The 18,523-nt window shown below is 40.6% G+C and carries 24 protein-coding genes; all 24 read left to right on the forward strand.

All coding sequences use genetic code 11. The features are described from left to right. Window positions 1–48: 48 nt before the first annotated feature. The 24 genes from xerC (at window position 49) to fliQ (ending at window position 18,521) form a co-directional block, all read left to right on the forward strand. The gene (gene xerC / locus MHI20_RS01795) at window positions 49–966 is read left to right on the forward strand and encodes a tyrosine recombinase XerC (protein WP_007499616.1); all 918 of its coding nucleotides are present in this window, start codon (window positions 49–51) and stop codon (window positions 964–966) included. 14 nt (window positions 967–980) lie between these two features. Continuing rightward, window positions 981–1,526, forward strand: coding sequence for an ATP-dependent protease subunit HslV (hslV, locus tag MHI20_RS01800; RefSeq protein ID WP_007499614.1), 546 nt, complete (start codon window positions 981–983; stop codon window positions 1,524–1,526). Window positions 1,527–1,542: 16 nt separating this feature from the next. Then, complete coding sequence (gene hslU / locus MHI20_RS01805) at window positions 1,543–2,943, forward strand: HslU--HslV peptidase ATPase subunit (protein ID WP_008344818.1); 1,401 nt, start codon at window positions 1,543–1,545, stop codon at window positions 2,941–2,943. 34 nt (window positions 2,944–2,977) lie between these two features. Continuing rightward, complete coding sequence (codY, locus tag MHI20_RS01810) at window positions 2,978–3,757, forward strand: GTP-sensing pleiotropic transcriptional regulator CodY (RefSeq protein WP_007499612.1); 780 nt, start codon at window positions 2,978–2,980, stop codon at window positions 3,755–3,757. Between the two features lie 290 nt (window positions 3,758–4,047). Beyond that, entirely contained in the window at window positions 4,048–4,437 is a 390-nt protein-coding gene (gene flgB / locus MHI20_RS01815) for a flagellar basal body rod protein FlgB (protein ID WP_017359092.1), read from the forward strand. Further along, the gene (gene flgC / locus MHI20_RS01820; RefSeq protein WP_007499610.1) at window positions 4,437–4,889 is read left to right on the forward strand and encodes a flagellar basal body rod protein FlgC; all 453 of its coding nucleotides are present in this window, start codon (window positions 4,437–4,439) and stop codon (window positions 4,887–4,889) included. The genes flgB and flgC overlap by 1 nt, the downstream gene beginning before the upstream one ends. 11 nt (window positions 4,890–4,900) lie before the next feature. Then, the gene (gene fliE, locus MHI20_RS01825; RefSeq protein WP_007499609.1) at window positions 4,901–5,218 is read left to right on the forward strand and encodes a flagellar hook-basal body complex protein FliE; all 318 of its coding nucleotides are present in this window, start codon (window positions 4,901–4,903) and stop codon (window positions 5,216–5,218) included. Between the two features lie 50 nt (window positions 5,219–5,268). Next, entirely contained in the window at window positions 5,269–6,861 is a 1,593-nt protein-coding gene (gene fliF / locus MHI20_RS01830) for a flagellar basal-body MS-ring/collar protein FliF (RefSeq protein WP_024720350.1), read from the forward strand. A gap of 11 nt (window positions 6,862–6,872) precedes the next feature. Further along, the gene (fliG, locus tag MHI20_RS01835) at window positions 6,873–7,889 is read left to right on the forward strand and encodes a flagellar motor switch protein FliG (RefSeq protein WP_008344808.1); all 1,017 of its coding nucleotides are present in this window, start codon (window positions 6,873–6,875) and stop codon (window positions 7,887–7,889) included. After that, window positions 7,882–8,646: a flagellar assembly protein FliH gene (gene fliH / locus MHI20_RS01840; protein ID WP_024720351.1), complete on the forward strand. Its 765-nt coding sequence runs from the start codon at window positions 7,882–7,884 to the stop codon at window positions 8,644–8,646. Before fliG ends, fliH begins: the two co-directional genes overlap by 8 nt. Continuing rightward, the gene (fliI, locus tag MHI20_RS01845) at window positions 8,643–9,959 is read left to right on the forward strand and encodes a flagellar protein export ATPase FliI (RefSeq protein WP_008344803.1); all 1,317 of its coding nucleotides are present in this window, start codon (window positions 8,643–8,645) and stop codon (window positions 9,957–9,959) included. Before fliH ends, fliI begins: the two co-directional genes overlap by 4 nt. A gap of 8 nt (window positions 9,960–9,967) precedes the next feature. Beyond that, window positions 9,968–10,411, forward strand: a complete 444-nt coding sequence (fliJ, locus tag MHI20_RS01850) for a flagellar export protein FliJ (RefSeq protein ID WP_024720352.1) — start codon at window positions 9,968–9,970, stop codon at window positions 10,409–10,411. Between the two features lie 12 nt (window positions 10,412–10,423). Next, a complete protein-coding gene (locus MHI20_RS01855) occupies window positions 10,424–11,110 on the forward strand; it encodes a MotE family protein (RefSeq protein ID WP_024720353.1) in 687 nt (228 codons plus the stop codon). After that, the gene (gene fliK / locus MHI20_RS01860; protein WP_340936439.1) at window positions 11,111–12,433 is read left to right on the forward strand and encodes a flagellar hook-length control protein FliK; all 1,323 of its coding nucleotides are present in this window, start codon (window positions 11,111–11,113) and stop codon (window positions 12,431–12,433) included. It begins immediately after the preceding gene. Next, the gene (flgD, locus tag MHI20_RS01865; RefSeq protein ID WP_041507305.1) at window positions 12,433–12,876 is read left to right on the forward strand and encodes a flagellar hook assembly protein FlgD; all 444 of its coding nucleotides are present in this window, start codon (window positions 12,433–12,435) and stop codon (window positions 12,874–12,876) included. The genes fliK and flgD overlap by 1 nt, the downstream gene beginning before the upstream one ends. A gap of 21 nt (window positions 12,877–12,897) precedes the next feature. Further along, on the forward strand, window positions 12,898–13,689 hold the full coding sequence (gene flgG, locus MHI20_RS01870) for a flagellar basal body rod protein FlgG (RefSeq protein WP_330546903.1): 792 nt from the start codon (window positions 12,898–12,900) through the stop codon (window positions 13,687–13,689). Between the two features lie 37 nt (window positions 13,690–13,726). After that, window positions 13,727–13,942, forward strand: coding sequence for a flagellar FlbD family protein (locus tag MHI20_RS01875; protein WP_008344794.1), 216 nt, complete (start codon window positions 13,727–13,729; stop codon window positions 13,940–13,942). Further along, window positions 13,939–14,367 (forward strand): flagellar basal body-associated protein FliL, encoded by a 429-nt coding sequence (fliL, locus tag MHI20_RS01880; protein WP_007499592.1) that lies wholly within the window; start codon window positions 13,939–13,941, stop codon window positions 14,365–14,367. Before MHI20_RS01875 ends, fliL begins: the two co-directional genes overlap by 4 nt. 32 nt (window positions 14,368–14,399) lie before the next feature. Further along, window positions 14,400–15,398, forward strand: a complete 999-nt coding sequence (gene fliM / locus MHI20_RS01885) for a flagellar motor switch protein FliM (RefSeq protein ID WP_008354483.1) — start codon at window positions 14,400–14,402, stop codon at window positions 15,396–15,398. After that, a complete protein-coding gene (gene fliY, locus MHI20_RS01890) occupies window positions 15,388–16,509 on the forward strand; it encodes a flagellar motor switch phosphatase FliY (RefSeq protein ID WP_007499588.1) in 1,122 nt (373 codons plus the stop codon). The genes fliM and fliY overlap by 11 nt, the downstream gene beginning before the upstream one ends. Window positions 16,510–16,536: 27 nt before the next feature. Beyond that, entirely contained in the window at window positions 16,537–16,899 is a 363-nt protein-coding gene (locus MHI20_RS01895) for a response regulator (RefSeq protein WP_007499584.1), read from the forward strand. A gap of 18 nt (window positions 16,900–16,917) precedes the next feature. Continuing rightward, the gene (gene fliZ, locus MHI20_RS01900) at window positions 16,918–17,577 is read left to right on the forward strand and encodes a flagella biosynthesis regulatory protein FliZ (RefSeq protein ID WP_041090515.1); all 660 of its coding nucleotides are present in this window, start codon (window positions 16,918–16,920) and stop codon (window positions 17,575–17,577) included. Then, window positions 17,570–18,235 (forward strand): flagellar type III secretion system pore protein FliP, encoded by a 666-nt coding sequence (gene fliP, locus MHI20_RS01905; RefSeq protein WP_007499580.1) that lies wholly within the window; start codon window positions 17,570–17,572, stop codon window positions 18,233–18,235. Before fliZ ends, fliP begins: the two co-directional genes overlap by 8 nt. A gap of 16 nt (window positions 18,236–18,251) precedes the next feature. After that, window positions 18,252–18,521: a flagellar biosynthesis protein FliQ gene (gene fliQ, locus MHI20_RS01910; RefSeq protein WP_003211206.1), complete on the forward strand. Its 270-nt coding sequence runs from the start codon at window positions 18,252–18,254 to the stop codon at window positions 18,519–18,521. Window positions 18,522–18,523 lie beyond the last annotated feature (2 nt).

The following is an 18,523-nucleotide window of genomic DNA, read 5'->3' on the forward strand; positions in this document are numbered from 1 at the left end:
GGAAGCAAGATATGTGATACCATTTAAAAGCCTTAAAGAGGTGTAAAAATGACAGATAAACAGCGTCTTGTCCACTTATTCATTGAATATTTGCAGATTGAAAAGAACTATTCAGCTTTAACGATCTCGGGTTATACTGAGGCGATTGAAGAGTTTGTCAGATTTATGAACATTCAAGGAATAGACGGTTTTGAAGAGGTATCCTATCAAGATACGAGAATTTATTTAACAGAAGCTTATGAAAAAGGCCTTACAAGAAGAACGATTAGTAAGAAAGTCTCTGCACTTCGCAGCTTTTATAAATTTTTATTAAGAGAACAGCTTGTGAAAGAAAATCCTTTTTTACTCGTTAGCTTACCAAAGCAGGATAAGCGAATTCCTTCATTTTTGTATGAAGAGGAGCTAAAAGAGCTATTTACAGTTTCTGATGTAAATACACCGCTTGGTCAAAGAAATCAAGCCATTTTAGAACTTCTTTATGCAACAGGTATGAGGGTCAGTGAGTTATGTTCATTAAAAGAATCTGATCTTGATTTATCGATGGATACAGTGCTTGTTCATGGGAAAGGCAGCAAACAACGGTATGTACCTTTCGGCTCTTATGCACATGAAGCGCTCTCCACATATTTAGAGGATGGAAGGCAGAAGCTGAAAGTGAAGGGAAAGGATCGTGCTGATTCACATGTGTTTTTGAATCAGCGCGGAGCTCCTCTTACAGACAGAGGCGTTCGATTCATTCTGACTGAATTAATGAAAAAGGCGTCTGGCACATTACATATCCATCCTCACATGTTAAGGCACACCTTTGCTACGCATCTTTTAAACGAGGGAGCGGATTTAAGAAGTGTTCAAGAACTTCTCGGTCACTCAAATTTATCATCAACACAGGTGTACACACATGTATCAAAAGATTCTTTAAGAAAAACGTACATGTCTCATCACCCAAGGGCTTTTAAACGATCCTAAAAGGAGGTTTTTTCATGTCATCATTTCATGCAACCACAATCTTTGCCGTTCAACATAAAGGAAAAAGTGCGATGGCTGGAGACGGTCAAGTCACTTTTGGGCAGGCTGTCGTCATGAAACACACAGCAAAAAAAGTGCGCCGTCTTTTCGGAGGCAAAGTACTCGCAGGTTTTGCTGGTTCAGTTGCAGATGCATTTACACTCTTTGAGAAGTTTGAAACGAAGCTTGAAGAATACGGTGGTAACCTAAAACGAGCAGCTGTAGAACTGGCGAAAGAATGGCGAAGTGACAAGATGCTCAGACAGCTTGAGGCCATGCTGATCGTCATGAATAAAGAAAGCATCCTGCTCGTATCTGGAACAGGAGAGGTCATCGAGCCAGACGATGGCATTTTGGCTATCGGGTCAGGCGGTAATTATGCGCTTAGCGCCGGGAGAGCACTCAAAAAACATGCAGGTGACCATCTCTCAGCTCGAGAGATTGCAAAGGCGGCTCTTGAAACGGCCGGAGAAATCTGTGTCTACACGAACGATCAAATCACTTTAGAAGAGCTTGAATAGAAAGGACATGAGACGTATGGAGAAAAAGCCGTTCACCCCAAGAGAGATAGTTGAAAAGCTCGATCAGTACATTATTGGTCAGCTTGATGCGAAAAAAGCAGTGGCGGTGGCTTTAAGAAACCGTTACAGAAGAAGTCTTTTACATGATAAGCTAAAGGATGAAGTCGTTCCTAAAAACATCTTAATGATTGGTCCGACAGGTGTGGGGAAAACAGAAATTGCCCGCAGAATTGCAAGGATTTCTGGTGCACCTTTCATTAAAGTGGAAGCGACGAAGTTTACTGAAGTTGGATATGTCGGACGTGACGTAGAATCAATGGTCAGAGATTTAGTGGAAACAGCAATCAGACTAGTCAAAGAAGAAAAAATGAAGGATGTTCAAGAAGAAGCGGAAAAACAAGCAAACAAACGGCTTGTTCATTTACTTGTTCCTGGAAAGAAAAAAAGTCAGTCTGTGAAAAATCCTTTTGAGATGCTGTTTGGTGGTTCTGATGCTGATGAAAGTGATCGAGATCACTCAAGTGAAGAAGTAGAGCTTGAGTCGACGAGAAAACGCATTGCGCACCAGCTGGCGATGGGTGAACTTGAAGACCATTACGTCACGATTGAAGTCGAAGAGCAGCAGCCTTCCATGTTTGATATGCTTCAAGGCTCGGGTATGGAGCAAATGGGTATGAACATGCAGGATGCGCTTAGCAATCTCATGCCTAAAAAGAAAAAACGCAGAAAGCTGACCGTCAGAGAAGCGAGAAAAGCGTTAACTGCTGAGGAAGCTTCAAAACTGATTGATATGGATGAAGTCGGTCAGGAAGCCGTGCAAAAAGCAGAGCAGCAAGGAATAATCTTTATCGATGAGATCGATAAAATTGCCAAAAGCGGTGGTGCATCGTCTGCAGATGTTTCTCGTGAAGGGGTTCAACGTGATATTTTACCGATTGTAGAAGGTTCCACTGTGATGACGAAGTATGGGGCTGTGAAAACAGATCATGTTCTATTTGTAGCAGCAGGCGCTTTTCATATGGCGAAACCCTCGGATTTGATTCCAGAGCTTCAAGGACGCTTCCCAATCCGTGTAGAATTAGATAAATTAAGTATAGAAGACTTTGTGAAAATCTTAACGGAACCAGATAACGCGTTATTAAAGCAATATAAGGCTCTACTTGAAACAGAAGGTATATCTCTTGAATTTTCTGACGATGCTATTCATAAGATTGCCGAAGTGGCTTATCACGTCAATCAGGAGACGGATAACATCGGTGCAAGAAGGCTTCACACCATACTTGAGAAGCTGCTAGAAGAGCTCTCATTTGAGGCGCCTGATATTACAATGGAAACAGTGACCATTACCCCTCAGTATGTAGAAGAGAAGCTAGGAAAGATTGCAAATAATAAAGACTTAAGTCAATTTATACTTTAACAAATGAATAAAGTAATCTAGGAGGATCATTATTATGGCGTTACTACAAAAAACAAGGATTATTAACTCGATGCTGCAAGATGCAGCGGGGAAGCCGGTTAATTTTAAAGAAATGGCAGAAACATTGAGAGATGTCATTGATTCAAACATTTTCGTATTAAGCAGAAGAGGGAAGCTTCTTGGCTACTCCATTAACCAGCAGATTGAAAATGCACGTATGAAAAAAATGCTGGAAGATCGTCAGTTCCCTGAAGAATATACAAAAAGCTTATTCAATGTCCCTGAAACATCTTCAAACCTTGACATCAACAGTGAGTACACAGCTTTCCCGATTGAGAACCGTGATTTATTCCAATCAGGTTTGACAACGATTGTACCAATCATCGGAGGCGGAGACCGCTTAGGGACGTTAATCCTTTCTCGTTTGCAAGATACATTCACAGATGATGATTTAATTCTTGCTGAATACGGCGCAACAGTTGTTGGAATGGAGATTCTTCGCGAGAAAGCGGAAGAAATTGAAGAAGAAGCAAGAAGTAAAGCGGTTGTTCAAATGGCAATCAGCTCTCTTTCATATAGTGAGCTTGAAGCGATTGAGCATATCTTTGAAGAACTTGATGGAAACGAAGGGCTGCTTGTGGCAAGTAAGATTGCTGACCGTGTAGGAATCACTCGTTCAGTGATCGTAAACGCACTTCGTAAATTAGAAAGTGCAGGCGTTATTGAATCTCGTTCTCTTGGAATGAAGGGAACATACATCAAAGTGTTAAACAACAAATTTTTAATTGAACTTGAAAATTTAAAATCTCACTAATCAAAAAAAACCCTTTTCGGCCGAAATAAACGCTGAAAAGGGTTTTTTTGTATAAAAAATGAGGATTTGTCCGAAAAATGACACTCTTTTTTCCAAGAAACCCCTTACAATTCTGTAGTGCTTTGAATCTAGGTCTTTATACCTATTCGTAAAATAGATATATATTACGAGTTTTTTTTACAATTACATCATAGACTTTAATCCTATTATTTCTTACAATGAACATATGGTTTTACAAATCTCGACATGATTAAATGGAATGAAATACATATGATTGGAGGTATATGGTTTTGGATATATTTTCTGGAACGATAAGCAACCTTGAGAATGCCTTGGGCAGAGCGAACGTTAAGCAAAAAGTCATAAGCAATAATATCGCGAATATAGACACACCGAACTACAAGTCTAAAAAAGTTGCATTCCACGACATGCTAAATGATGCGTCAATCAAATTAGATGCTAAAAAAACATACCAAGGTCACATTGATTTCTCTAAAACAGGGTCTAATTATTCAGTTGTTTCGAGTAACCGTACTTCTTATCAAGAAAACGGAAATAATGTCGATATTGATCAAGAGATGAGTGAACTCGCTAAAAACCAAATTCAGTATAATGCGTTGGTTGAAAGAATGAGCGGAAAGTTCAATTCTCTTAAAACAGTTTTGACAGGAGGTAAGTGATGTCGATTTTTTCAGGCGTGAACGCTTCGGCCTCAGCATTAACAGCACAGAGGCTCAGAATGGACGTTGTATCCTCTAACCTTGCGAATATGGATACAACAAGAGCTAAACAGGTTGATGGCAAGTGGGAGCCTTATAGACGCAAGCTCGTCACATTACAGCCGTCAGGTGAATCATTTTCATCTATATTGAACTCAAGCATGAATTCGAGCGGCAAATTAGGAAACGGCGTCAAAGTAACAAAAATTACTGAAGACGAAACTCCATTCAACCTTCAATATGATCCTACAAATCCCGATGCCAATGAAAATGGATATGTTCAAACACCAAACGTTGATCCATTAAAGGAAATGGTTGATCTCATCAGCAGCTCAAGGTCATATGAAGCAAACGTGACTGCGCTGAATGCGAATAAAAGCATGCTGATGAAAGCTTTAGAAATAGGAAAGTAAGGTGAAAAGAATTGGTTAACGCAATATCTCCTTTCCAGCTTCAAACCGCTCAGCAAGCAAGTGAATTGACGAATGCATCGTCTGTGCAGGCGGCTGCACCTAAAAGTCAAACGAATTTCTCTGATGTGCTGAAGAATTCCATTGAGGCATTAAATCAATCACAGCTGAAATCAGACCAGTATACGAATGCTCTCGCACAAGGGAAAGATGTCAATCTCGATGAAGTCATGATTGCTTCACAAAAAGCGAGTGTGACACTCACAGCTGCAACCGAGTTTCGGAATAAAGCAGTCGAAGCGTACCAAGAGATTATGAGAATGCAGATGTAGGAGGTGCTGGTGGACAAAAAATAGACTGAATGGAATGACCGGGGGTTAAGATGAATCGTACTTTAATGCAATTAAGAACAAAAACAGTTGAGTTTTGGCGAAATCGATCAAAATTACAAAAAATACTCATGATTGGCGGCGTAGCTGCCCTAGCAATCATTATTACGGTTGTTAGCATCTTTGCTTCTTCTGAAAAAATGGTTCCGTTGTTTAGAGATTTGTCTGAGGCAGAAGCAGGACAAATCAAACAGGAACTGGATGGCAAAAACGTTAAATCGGAACTTGCAAATAACGGAACGACGATTTTAGTTCCAGAAAAGCAAGCAGACACTTTAAAAGTAACACTTGCATCAGAAGGACTTCCTAAAACGGGGAATATTGATTACTCCTTCTTTGCGAACAATTCCGGCTTCGGTTTAACAGATAATGAATTTGATGTTCTGAAAGTAGACGCAACTCAGACAGAACTATCCAATCTGATCAACACGATTGATGGGATTAAAGATTCAAAGGTTATGATTAATCTGCCAAAAGATTCCGTTTTTGTTGGAGAAGAGCAAAGTAATGCATCAGCATCAATTGTGCTGCAAGTTCAACCAGGCTACACGCTTACTCAGCAACAAGTAAAAGGCCTTTATCATCTTATTTCAAAAAGTGTGCCGAATTTAAAAACAGAAAACATTGTCATTATGGACCAAGATTCCAACTACTATGACTTAAACAGCAGCTCAGATTCCTATGCAAGTGGAATGGATGCACAGCAGCAGAAAAAAGAGGAGATTGAAAAGAATCTTCAACGAAAAATTCAACAGCTACTTGGAACGATGATGGGTCAAGAGAAAGTTGCCGTATCGGTCACTACAGACATTGATTTTACTGAAGAAAAAAGAAAAGAAGATCTTGTCGAACCAGTTGATCAAGAAAACATGCAAGGAATTGCTGTCAGCGCTGAAAAGATTGCTGAAACTTATTCAGGCAATGGTGCAGCAGCTGGAGGCACCGCTGGAACAGGTGACGATGATGTCACAAATTATCAAGGTGCCGATGGAACGAATGGAAGCGGAGATTACGAAAAGAGCGAAGATCGTATCAATTATGAAGTCAACCGCATTCATAAAGATATCAAAGAAAGTCCTTATAAAATCAGAGACGTTGGCATTCAGGCACTGGTTGAACCACCTACTGCAAACGATCCGAACTCATTAACTGCTGAAAGGCAGGATGATATCAAAAAAATTCTTTCAACCATCATCAGTACATCGATTGATAAAGAATACACAAACGGTCAAGCGCTCACTCAAGCTGACTTAGATAACAAAATCGTTTTATCTGTATCAAAATTAGACGGTAAACAGCAAACGGCAGCAGAAAACCCTTCAAACAATATTCCAATTTGGGTTTATATTGTTGGCGGTGTGCTACTACTTGCCATTATCGCTCTCATTATCCTTCTCGTACGTAAGCGAAGAAAAGATGAGGAAGAAGAGTTTGAGTTTGATGAACGTACACCAATTCATGTTCCTGATATCGATACTGAGCCAGAAACAGAAGAAATGGTGAGAAAAAATCAGCTTGAAAAAATGGCAAAAGATAAACCAGAAGACTTTGCTAAATTGCTACGCAGCTGGCTGTCCGAGGATTAGGAGGAATACACATGTCGAGAAAAGATCCAAATCGACTAACAGGCAGACAAAAAGCAGCAATCCTAATGATTTCCTTAGGGCTAGACGTGTCAGCATCTGTATACAAACATCTGTCTGAAGACGAAATAGAAAAATTAACATTAGAAATTTCAAATGTAAGAAGTGTAGATACTGCTAAAAAAGATGAGATCATCGAAGAATTTCACAGCATTGCCATCGCGCAGGACTACATATCACAAGGCGGCCTTATGTACGCAAGACAAGTGCTTGAAAAAGCGCTTGGTGAGGACAAAGCGGACAGCATCTTAAATCGCTTAACATCCTCACTTCAAGTGAAACCATTTGATTTTGCTAGAAAGGCTGACCCAGAGCAAATTTTAAACTTTATCCAGCACGAGCATCCACAAACCATTGCGCTCATTCTTTCCTACTTAGATCCAGTACAGGCTGGACAGATTTTATCTGAGTTAGGCGAGGAAGTACAAACTGAGGTTGCAAGAAGAATTGCTTTAATGGATCGCACATCTCCAGAGATCATCAATGAGGTGGAACGTATTCTTGAACAAAAGCTTTCTTCAACCTTTACGCAAGATTATACCCAAACGGGCGGAGTCGAAGCGGTAGTCGAAGTACTGAATGGTGTAGACCGTGCAACGGAGAAAACCATTTTAGATACACTGGAAATTCAAGATCCTGAGCTTGCTGATGAAATTAAGAAACGTATGTTTGTCTTTGAAGACATTGTTACTCTTGATAGCAGAGCCATTCAGCGCGTGATTCGAGATGTTGAAAATGACGATTTACTACTTGCACTCAAAGTGGCAAGCGAAGAAGTCAAAGAAATTGTCTTCCGCAACATGTCGCAACGTATGGTCGAAACGTTCAAAGAAGAAATGGAGTTTATGGGACCTGTCCGGCTTAGAGATGTCGAGGAAGCACAGACTCGTATTGTCAGCATCGTAAGACGACTTGAAGAGGCTGGAGAAATCGTCATAGCTCGAGGTGGAGGAGACGATATCATTGTCTAGGATTATCAAACATGAAACATCTGTTATTCCTGAACAAGGCCGTCAAACCATTCCCTTGCAGCAAGTGGAATTCAAAAGAGAACATCACGAAGAAGAGCTTGTCAACGAGACAGAAGCATCTCAGCTTGTATTAAGTGATGCACAAGATGAAGCAAGCCGTATTTTAGAACAAGCAAATCGTGAGCTGGAACAAACAATGGCTGAAATCAATCAGCGGCGAGCTGATTTTGAAGCAGAAAGAGTACAGCTCATTGAAGAAGCGAAACAAACAGGATATCAAGATGGTTTTCAAAAAGGCGAAGCAGATGCGAATTTACAGTATCAATCGATTCTTGATCAAGCGAATGACATTGTCAGCCTTGCAAAGCAGGACTATGAAGCAAAAATCGAAAGCTCTGCTGAAGAAATTGTCGAACTTGCGTTTGAGCTCGCTAAACGAGTATGGAATGCAGCTGAGGACACAAAAGAACAATTTTTAACGCTAGTGAAGCAGGTCGTTTCAGAAGTGAAGGAATATGACGATATTTCCATCTATGTCGACCCTGCACATTACGAACATGTGATGGAATATAAAGACGAATTAAATAGAATCCTTCAAAAGAATACACATCTTGCCATTTACTCGGATGAAAAAGCACCAAAAGGTACTTGTTACGTCGAAACAAGCTTTGGAAAAGTGGAAGCGAGTGTTGATACCCAAATGAATCAGTTAAAAGAAAAGTTATTAGAAGTCATTGATTCAGGTGATCACAAATGAACATAGATGTGCTAAAAGAAACGATTGAAACCGCCGATCCTTACAAACGTTTTGGTAAAGTCAATCGAGTTGTTGGACTGATGATTGAGTCCAAGGGGCCAGAAAGCTCAATCGGTGATGTATGTCTTATTCACAAAAAAGGGAGTAAGAATCATCCAATCAAAGCAGAAGTCGTTGGCTTTAAAGATGAAAACATTTTGCTCATGCCCTACGTAGAAGCCTCTAACATCTCACCAGGCAGTCTTGTTGAAGCAACAGGTGAGTCGTTAAAGGTCAAAGTAGGAACTGGTTTAATCGGTCAGGTTGTTGATGCCTTCGGTGATCCACTGGACGGCAGCATGCTTCCTAAAGGACTTGCACCTGTCTCAACAGAACAATCTCCTCCAAACCCGATGGACAGACCGCCTATTCGTGAAAAAATGGGCGTTGGTGTCAGAGTGATTGACAGCTTGCTCACAGTCGGCACTGGTCAAAGAATTGGCATATTCGCGGGAAGCGGTGTTGGTAAAAGTACCTTGATGGGGATGATTGCCAAGCAGACAGAAGCGGATCTCAATGTCATTGCACTTGTTGGAGAGCGTGGACGTGAAGTTCGCGAGTTTATCGAAAAAGATTTAGGAGCTGAAGGACTGAAGCGTTCGATTGTTGTTGTCGCAACTTCAGATCAGCCCGCACTGACAAGATTAAAAGCAGCCTATACTGCAACAGCTATTGCCGAATATTTCAGAGACAGAGGCAAAAATGTCATGTTTATGATGGATTCTGTCACAAGGGTCGCCATGGCACAGCGGGAAATAGGACTTGCAACCGGTGAACCGCCAACAACAAAAGGATATACGCCTTCAGTGTTCGCTATACTGCCAAAATTGCTAGAACGAACTGGTACAAATCAACTTGGTTCCATCACAGCGTTTTACACAGTGCTTGTTGATGGTGACGATATGAATGAGCCGATCGCTGATACAGTGCGGGGGATTTTAGATGGCCACATAGTACTTGATCGTGCACTGGCCAACAAAGGACAGTTTCCAGCTGTCAATATTCTGAAAAGTATCAGTCGTGTCATGAGTAATATCGCAAGTCATGATCACAAGGAAGCGGCTAACCGGTTCCGCCAGCTTTTATCCACATATCAAAACGCTGAAGACCTCATTAACATTGGAGCATATAAAAAAGGCTCCTCTAAAGATATTGATGAGGCCATGCAAGCTTACCCACAACTGATTTCATTTTTGAAGCAGGATGTTGAAGAGGCTGTATCGATTGAAGACAGCGTGAGGATATTGCTCAGTTTGATGAATAGAGAGGATTGACAAAAACAGTGAGATATCAATACAAATTTCAAAAGCTCTTAGAATTGAAAGAAAGTGAAAAAGACAAATCACTCGCAGCGTATCAACAATCCGTTTCGGCATTTGAGCAAGCCGCTGAAAAACTCTATGAAAATATGAGTAAAAAAGAGCTAATGGAAAAGAGCAAAGAAGAAAAGCTGAGAAGTGGGATGAGTGTTCAAGAAATGCGTCATTATCAGCAATTTGTGACGAATTTAGATAACACCATTCATCATTATCAGCAGCTTGTGATCATGAAACGCCATCAAATGAATGAAAAACAATCTGATTTAACTGAAAAAAATATTGAGTTTAAAAAGTTTGAAAAAATGAAAGAAAAGCAATTTGAAAAGTTCTCCCTTGAACATAAGGCAATTGAAATGAAAGAAATGGATGATATCTCTATCAGCCAATTCATGTTTCAAGGACATTAGGAGTCGAGATGAATGCCTAAGAAGGAAAAAACAAAGGAATCAAGCGGCGGCGGTAAATTTCAATGGATCTTGTTTATTGTCATTATCCCATTGGTTGTGCTTGTGATTGTAACGGGCACAATCCTTTATATGGCAGGTTATGATCTAAAGAAACCGCTCCAAAACATTCCGGGGATTAGCAGCTTGGTTGGATCAGATGACACATCAAAAACGTCATCTTCAAATAACGATCAACGTGATACAGAGTTGAAAGCGTTGAAAAAGACGATTAAAGAACAAGAGAATGAACTTGAAATTGCTCAAAAAGACTTGAAGACAAGTGATGAAGAGATTAAACGATTGAATCAAAAAATCAATTCACTTGAAAAAACATCTGATAAAGAGAACACGTCAGCAAGTGACAGTTCATCAAACAGTACATCATCAAGTAATAACGGATCAGGATCTTCAACTGATTCGTCAGCATCTTCTAATCAGCAATCAAAAGGAAAGGTCGCCAGCATTTATGAAAGCATGGATGCAGGAAAATCTGCCAAAATTCTATCAGAGCTAAGTGATAAAGAGGCTTTGAAGATCCTTGAAGAGCTGAGTAAAAATAAGCTGACGGACATATTAGCAAAACTGACACCTCAGAAGGCAGCAACGTTCACGAAGGAGCTTGCCAAAAAAGAAGAAAGTGAAAATGGAGGTGGACAATAAGTGAAGCTATTGGACATTGGAGCCTTACAGCAATCTTCCCAAGGTCTCTCGGGACTAAAGGGAGAGGGGGCAGTATCTGCTCGCGGCCTGTTTAAACAATTGTTAAATGGCGCAGGTATTCAAAGTGGTCCAGCTATTTCTCAGCCAGCGGAAACCAATCTATCCATGAATGATGCGATGCAAATCATTGAAAAATGGATGCAATCACCTGAAGAAGGAATAGATGGAGATCTTCTTGCGGCACTTCAGGCGCTGCAAGGGCAAAAGCTTGAAGGGGCTGACTTAAAGTCACTTGAAGAGCTATTTCAAAAGATGGAATCGGTGATCTATGGCGATCAGGATAAGAAGCCAGTTGCTGAACATAGTGAACAGCTCATACAAGTCCACTTTTTCTTATATCAAATACTGAATCAGCAGCCGGTGAGCTTTGATGCAAAATTTGTACAGGATATTCAAGCAAAAGGTGAAGAGTTCATCAAGTTTCTAACGAAAAACGGAGCAGATGAAAAGCTCATTCAACAAGTAAAAGAGCAGTTCTTCTCGCAAGGATCGGCACCTAAGCTGAATAATATGTCACAAAGCGAGCTGAAACACTTTAATCAGTTAATCGATCATATGATGGCGAATGCGAAAGGGTCAGATAAAGAGTGGAAAATTTCCTTAGGAGAGTTAAAAGAAATGGTTGCTCCAAGGCAAGAATCTTCCTTCTCATCTCCAGCAAAAGGTGTTGCCTCACTTGAATGGCTTCTGAAAAAAGAAGTCACCAAAGGTCAAGGCACTACGGCACCTGCTTCTGAAAAAACAATCACCCATACGCTGCTTCCAGGGCATAAACAGTTCTTCCAACTGCAATCAGCTGCTCCTGTGCAGCAGACGCAAACAACTGACGAAAAGCCAGGCACGGTTGATCAGCAGATTTTAAATACGTGGAAACAAATGAAGTTCACACCATTTGGCAATTCAAGCGGACGGTTTACCGTACGATTAAATCCAGAAAATCTAGGGTTTATTACCATCCAGCTAACGAAACAAAACGGGATGTATGCGAGTAAAATTACAGCTTCAACGCAAGCAGCAAAAGAGCTGCTCGAGCATCATCTGCCGCAGCTCAAGCAGGCGCTACCGAATATGTCGGTTCAAGTTGACCGTTTCCATATACCGCTTCAGTCAAATGAGCAGCCGTCTTTTGGACAATTTAATGAGGAAGGCAAGCAGCAGCCATCAAAAGGACAAAGTTTCCAGCAGCCTGATGAACAGGAAGCTGAATTCCAAGATGTACTAGATGCGCTTGTTGGATCAGAAGAAGAAGAGGAGGAGATCTAATGGCAACTGTTGATGCGACGAATAGAACAGCCGCACAAGCGGACACTTCTTCAAACGCAGCAAAGAAAACAGATACACTTGGCCGAGATCAGTTCTTGAAAATCTTGCTTACGCAGCTTCAAAACCAAGATCCGACAAACCCGATTGATGACCGTGAGTTTGTCACACAGCTTGCAACATTTTCTTCTTTAGAACAGCAAATGAATATGAACGAATCTATCACTCAAATGAATCAGATCATGTCTACATTTGTTGCACACCAAGATCCATTTACGACATATGTAGGCTGGATTGGTAAAGAAGTAGCGGGCAAACAAGATGATAAAGACATATCTGGCACTGTGAAGTCTGTGAAAAACATAAACAATGAATACTTCCTATATTTAGAAGATGGAACGAAAATCAGCCCATGGGATGTTACAACTGTTGGAGAAAAATCGTAAGCAAATCGAGGAGGAAAATAAATGTTACGCTCACTTTACTCAGGAATTAGCGGAATGAAAAACTTCCAAACAAAATTAGATGTTGTAGCCAACAACGTAGCCAACGTCAACACACACGGATACAAAAAAAGCCGTATCACTTTTAAAGATATGGTCAGCCAAACCATTGGAAGTTCTGGTGGGCCAACGAACAACTCTGGTTCAATCAACTCAAAGCAAATTGGTTTAGGGTCATCTTTATCTTCAATCGATAAAATCATGTCAGCGGGATCTTCTCAAAATACAAATGAACCTTACGACTTCTATATCAATGGAGATGGGTTTTTCCGTATTGAAGTTCAAGGAGAAGTTCTTTATACAAGAACAGGAAATTTCGACACTGATTCAGAGGGAAGCTTAGTCACCCCTGATGGAAATTATCTACTTGGAATGAATGGACAAAAGATAACGATTCCAGACGGTGTTTCAAGTGTAAGTGTTGGTCCAGATGGAACGATTTCGGTTGTTGAAAACAATGTATCAAGAACCGTTGGTCAAATATCACTCGTATCTTTCCGTAACGCAGGAGGGCTAGACAAAGTTGGTGACAACCTTTACCGCCAAACGTTAAGCTCAGGTGCTCCAAGTAATCCAATCGTACCAGGTGAACAAGGAACGGGCGTGGTCCAAACAGGTAAACTTGAAATGTCAAACGTTGATTTAACAGACGAGTTTACAGAAATGATTATCGCACAGCGTGGATTCCAATCGAATGCAAAGACGATCACAACATCTGATGAAATTCTGCAAGAACTTGTGAATCTGAAACGATAGGAGGTAGGGGGAGCGGTTTATCGCTTCTCTGCTTAATATGATTGAAGTGACAAGATTAAATGGCAAAGGATTTATGCTCAACGCTCTCCATATCGAGCAAATCGAAAGCTTTCCAGACACGACCATTACACTCGCCAATGGAAAGAAATTCGTTGTGAAAGAAGATGAAGAGCAGCTTCAGGAGAAAATCATTTCTTTCTATAGAAAAATCCAAGTCATTTCATTGAATCAAGGAATAGAGGAGTTTGAATGAAGAAGAAATTAGTCGTAGTAATGCTAATCATGATTATTGCTATCGTCGGAATTGGAGCAGGTATTGTCTTTCTGGTGAATGGGTCAGACGAAGCAAAAGCAGAAAAAGAGCCAACAGCAGATGAAGTCGTAAAAGCTTCTGTTGAAATTCCTGAGATTGTGACCAATTTAAAATCTGAAGGAAATGCGGTTAAACTTGTACTAAATATTGAAACTGATTCAGAAAAAGCCAAAGAAGAGCTTGAAAAAAGAAGCTTCCAAGTGAAAGATGCCGTGATTGACATTTTATCAGACACGAATGCAGATGAACTTGATGGCAAAAAAGGCAGAGAACATTTTAAAACACAGGTCAAAAACAAAGTGAATAACTATTTGCAAGATGGCAAGGTGAAAGAAGTTTATATAACCTCCTTTAATCTGCAATAGAGGCGATTAATTGACACGATGGAGGTGAAGAAATGTCAGGAGAAGTGCTTTCCCAGAATGAGATCGACGCATTATTATCCGCCATATCAACAGGCGAAATGGATGCAGAAGAGCTGAAAAAAGAAGAAACGACGAAAAAAGTGAAAGTGTACGACTTTAAACGTGCACTGCGCTTTTCAAAAGACCAGATTCGAAGTTTAACAAGAATTCATGATAACTTCGCTAGACTGCTTACCACACACTTTTCAGCGCAGCTAAGATCATATATTCAAATTTCTGTCAGCTCGGTTGACCAAGTGCCATATGAAGAATTTATTCGTTCGATTCCTAATATGACATTATTAAACTTATTTTATGTCAGCCCGCTTGAAGGAAGAATCATGCTTGAAGTGAACCCAACGATTGGCTATGCCATGATGGATAGGCTGATGGGCGGGATTGGCATTAGTCATAATAAGACAGAATCACTGACAGAAATCGAAACAAAGATTATCTCAAACATGTTTGAGGGAGCTTTGGAAAACTACAGAGAAGCGTGGCAGTCCATAACCGACATCGAGCCAGAAATGGCAGATTTCGAGGTAAATCCCCAGTTTGTTCAAATGGTGTCACCAAACGAAACAGTTGTCGTCATTTCTCTTAATACACAAATTGGTGAGGTCAGCGGGGTTATTAACCTCTGTATTCCTCACGTAGTATTAGAGCCCATTATTCCGAAGCTGTCTGTACACTACTGGATGCAATCTGAACGAAATGAACCAAAACAAGAAGAAACAAAGGCCATTGAAAAACGGATTATGACGGCGAAAATACCGGTAGTCGCAGAGCTTGGACAATCGGAAATGACGGTGGAAGAGTTTTTGAATTTGGAAATTGGTGATTGTATTGCCTTGGACAAACCAGTAAATGCGCCTCTTACTGTTATGGTCGGAAATAAACCGAAATTCTTGGGACAGGCCGGCCGCGTGAATCGGAAACAGGCGATTCAAATTCTAGATCACGACATAAGAGGTGAAGAAGATGGAGAATAACGGAAGTAAATTATCACAAGATGAAATCGATGCGCTCCTTAAAGGAGGCAGCAATGACGATATAGAGCCTGATACACTCCTTTCTGCAATGGAACAAGATGCCATTGGGGAAATCGGAAATATATCATTTGGAAGCTCTGCAACAGCACTTTCAACCCTATTAAGTCAAAAAGTGGAGATTACAACTCCAACTGTCACAGTGATTCAAAAAAGCAAGCTGAATGAGGAATTTCCTCATCCGTATGTCGCGATTGAAGTGAATTATACGGAAGGCTTCAGCGCTAGTAACCTGCTTGTCATCCAGCAAACCGATGCGGCAGTCATTGCGGATTTAATGATGGGCGGAGATGGAACAAATGCTGACCCGTCGTTAAGTGAAATTCACTTAAGTGCAGTACAAGAAGCGATGAACCAAATGATGGGTTCAGCAGCGACGTCCATGTCAACAGTCTTTAATAAAAAGATTGATATTTCTCCGCCTCGCGTTGAGTTGCTTGATGTGAAAGAAGGAGAAGGCACAGACCGCATTCCAGCTGAAGAGATGCTTGTCAAAGTGTCCTTTAGATTAACAATAGGTGAACTCATAGATTCAAATATTATGCAGCTTTACCCTATTACGTTTGCGAAAGATTTGATTGCAGAATTAACAGACCCAGCGGAAGAAGAGCCGGTTCAAGAAGCACCTCAGAGTGCACCTGAACCACAGCAGGCTGCTCCGCAAGCACAATCTGCTCCTATGCAGCAATCGGCACCGCCGAAAAGACAGGCGAAGCCAAAGCCGGCAGAACCAGTCAATGTGGCGCCAGTTGAATTTGAGGCATTTAGTGAGCCTCAGCATACAACAAGTCAGCTCGGTAATCTTGATATGCTGATGGATATTCCACTTTCCATTACAGTGGAGCTTGGAAGAACGCAGCGCAGTGTGAAAGAAGTACTTGAACTTTCCGCTGGAAGTATCATTGAACTGGACAAACTTGCAGGTGAGCCAGTCGACATTCTGGTCAACAAACGAATCGTCGCCAAAGGAGAAGTTGTTGTCATTGATGAGAACTTTGGTGTACGTGTGACTGACATTTTAAGTCAGTCTGAAAGACTTTCTAATTTAAAATAAACAAACATATAGGGAGAGAATAAGTAAATGGCTACTAAGGTATTAATCGTAGATGATGCAGCATTCATGAGAATGATGATTAAGGATATTCTTGTAAAAAACGGATTTGATGTAGTAGGAGAAGCAGAAAACGGCGCACAAGCTGTTGAAAAATATAAAGAAACATCTCCTGATCTAGTCACAATGGATATCACAATGCCAGAAATGGACGGGATCACAGCATTAAAAGAAATTAAACAAATCGATGCTTCTGCAAAAATCATTATGTGCTCAGCGATGGGACAACAATCAATGGTTATTGATGCCATTCAAGCAGGTGCAAAAGACTTTATCGTGAAGCCATTCCAGGCAGACCGTGTACTTGAAGCAATTAATAAAACGTTAGGCTAAAAAAGGGTGTAAGACTTGTTGAAAAAACGTTTGATATGTATAGCAATGATCAGTTTTATGCTTTTCTTGACAGCGCAGCCAGCCTCACTGTTTGCTGAAACAAAAGATCCTGAAAATGGCATGGTGAATGACTGGATCAAAGATGAGAAAGAAAGCAAAAAGGATACAGAAAAGAAAACCACTGACAATCAAACGAATCCGGCAGAAGAAGTTCCCTCTTCTTCTGTCTCCATTATGGATTTTGTCAAAATGATTGGTGCCTTACTTTTTGTCATCCTGCTCATTTACGGATTGGTGAGATTTGTTGGAAAGCAAAACCGCTTACTCAAGCCATTTCGCTATGTTGAAAATATTGGCGGAACGACGGTTGGTCAAAATCGTTCAGTTCAGCTGATCAAAGTGGGCAAACGAGTATTAGTTGTCGGCGTAGCAGACTCAATCCAGCTGCTAAAAGAAATCGATGATGAACAAGAATGCGAAGCGATTGTGAAACAATACGAAGAAGCGATGGAAAGTAAGACTGACTTACCGAAAATGATGCAAAAACTAACATCGCAAGTGAAGAAACACGATCAGCCGACCACTTCTTCTTTTTCAGCCAATTTAAAGGCGCAGCTAGCCGAATTGAAAAAGACCCAATCAGAAGTCAGAAAGAAAGGCCCGAAACAAAATGAATGAGTTTATCGATTTATTTAATTCCAGTGGCGCAGGGAATATTAGCACATCTGTCCGTCTTCTTTTATTGTTAACTGTATTTTCAGTTGCACCAGGCATTCTTATTTTAATGACCTGTTTTACACGGATTGTGATTGTTCTTTCGTTTGTCAGAACATCACTTGCAACCAACTCAATGCCGCCAAACCAAGTGCTTGTAGGACTTGCTTTGTTTCTCACATTTTTTATTATGGCACCCACGTTCTCAGAGATTAATAAAGAGGCACTCACGCCGCTTTTAAATGATGATATTACGTTAAATCAGGCCTATGAAAAAGCCGAAGTGCCAATTAAAGAGTTTATGAGTAAACATACGAGACAGAAAGATTTGGCTTTATTTCTTAGTTACGCAAAAATGGATACCCCTGAATCGATTAAAGATATTCCCTTAACGGCGATGGTACCAGCGTTTGCAATTTCAGAATTAAAGACGGCATTTCAAATTGGTTTTATGATTTTTATTCCATTTTTAATTATTGACATGGTGGTCGCAAGTGTCCTGATGTCGATGGGGATGATGATGCTTCCGCCGGTTATGATATCGCTCCCTTTCAAAATATTGTTATTTGTATTAGTTGATGGATGGTATTTGATTGTTAAATCTTTGCTGCAAAGCTTTTAGAGTAGGTGCTTAAAACATGAGTTCAGAATTTGTCATTACGATGGCTGAAAGATCAGTGTATGTTGTATTACTTGTCAGCGGGCCGCTTCTAGCGCTCGCACTAATCGTGGGACTAATTGTCAGTGTGTTTCAGGCGACAACCCAAATCCAAGAACAGACGCTTGCGTTCATTCCAAAAATTGTTGCAGTGCTCATTGGACTTGTTGTGTTTGGTCCGTGGATGCTTTCAACAATTGTGTCATTTACAACAGAGCTGTTCTCGAATTTAGATCGATTTGCAGGTTAATC

Source organism: Bacillus sp. FSL K6-1106 (assembly GCF_038005245.1).
Lineage (GTDB): Bacteria > Bacillota > Bacilli > Bacillales > Bacillaceae > Bacillus > Bacillus altitudinis.

Coding starts and splice junctions, on each gene's coding strand:
- xerC (WP_007499616.1), top strand. CDS start 49: ATGACAGATAAACAGCGTCTTGTCCACTTATTCATTGAATATTTGCAG.
- hslV (WP_007499614.1), top strand. CDS start 981: ATGTCATCATTTCATGCAACCACAATCTTTGCCGTTCAACATAAAGGA.
- hslU (WP_008344818.1), top strand. CDS start 1,543: ATGGAGAAAAAGCCGTTCACCCCAAGAGAGATAGTTGAAAAGCTCGAT.
- codY (WP_007499612.1), top strand. CDS start 2,978: ATGGCGTTACTACAAAAAACAAGGATTATTAACTCGATGCTGCAAGAT.
- flgC (WP_007499610.1), top strand. CDS start 4,437: ATGTCGATTTTTTCAGGCGTGAACGCTTCGGCCTCAGCATTAACAGCA.
- fliF (WP_024720350.1), top strand. CDS start 5,269: ATGAATCGTACTTTAATGCAATTAAGAACAAAAACAGTTGAGTTTTGG.
- fliG (WP_008344808.1), top strand. CDS start 6,873: ATGTCGAGAAAAGATCCAAATCGACTAACAGGCAGACAAAAAGCAGCA.
- fliI (WP_008344803.1), top strand. CDS start 8,643: ATGAACATAGATGTGCTAAAAGAAACGATTGAAACCGCCGATCCTTAC.
- MHI20_RS01855 (WP_024720353.1), top strand. CDS start 10,424: ATGCCTAAGAAGGAAAAAACAAAGGAATCAAGCGGCGGCGGTAAATTT.
- flgD (WP_041507305.1), top strand. CDS start 12,433: ATGGCAACTGTTGATGCGACGAATAGAACAGCCGCACAAGCGGACACT.
- flgG (WP_330546903.1), top strand. CDS start 12,898: ATGTTACGCTCACTTTACTCAGGAATTAGCGGAATGAAAAACTTCCAA.
- MHI20_RS01875 (WP_008344794.1), top strand. CDS start 13,727: ATGATTGAAGTGACAAGATTAAATGGCAAAGGATTTATGCTCAACGCT.
- fliL (WP_007499592.1), top strand. CDS start 13,939: ATGAAGAAGAAATTAGTCGTAGTAATGCTAATCATGATTATTGCTATC.
- fliM (WP_008354483.1), top strand. CDS start 14,400: ATGTCAGGAGAAGTGCTTTCCCAGAATGAGATCGACGCATTATTATCC.
- fliY (WP_007499588.1), top strand. CDS start 15,388: ATGGAGAATAACGGAAGTAAATTATCACAAGATGAAATCGATGCGCTC.
- MHI20_RS01895 (WP_007499584.1), top strand. CDS start 16,537: ATGGCTACTAAGGTATTAATCGTAGATGATGCAGCATTCATGAGAATG.
- fliP (WP_007499580.1), top strand. CDS start 17,570: ATGAATGAGTTTATCGATTTATTTAATTCCAGTGGCGCAGGGAATATT.
- fliQ (WP_003211206.1), top strand. CDS start 18,252: ATGAGTTCAGAATTTGTCATTACGATGGCTGAAAGATCAGTGTATGTT.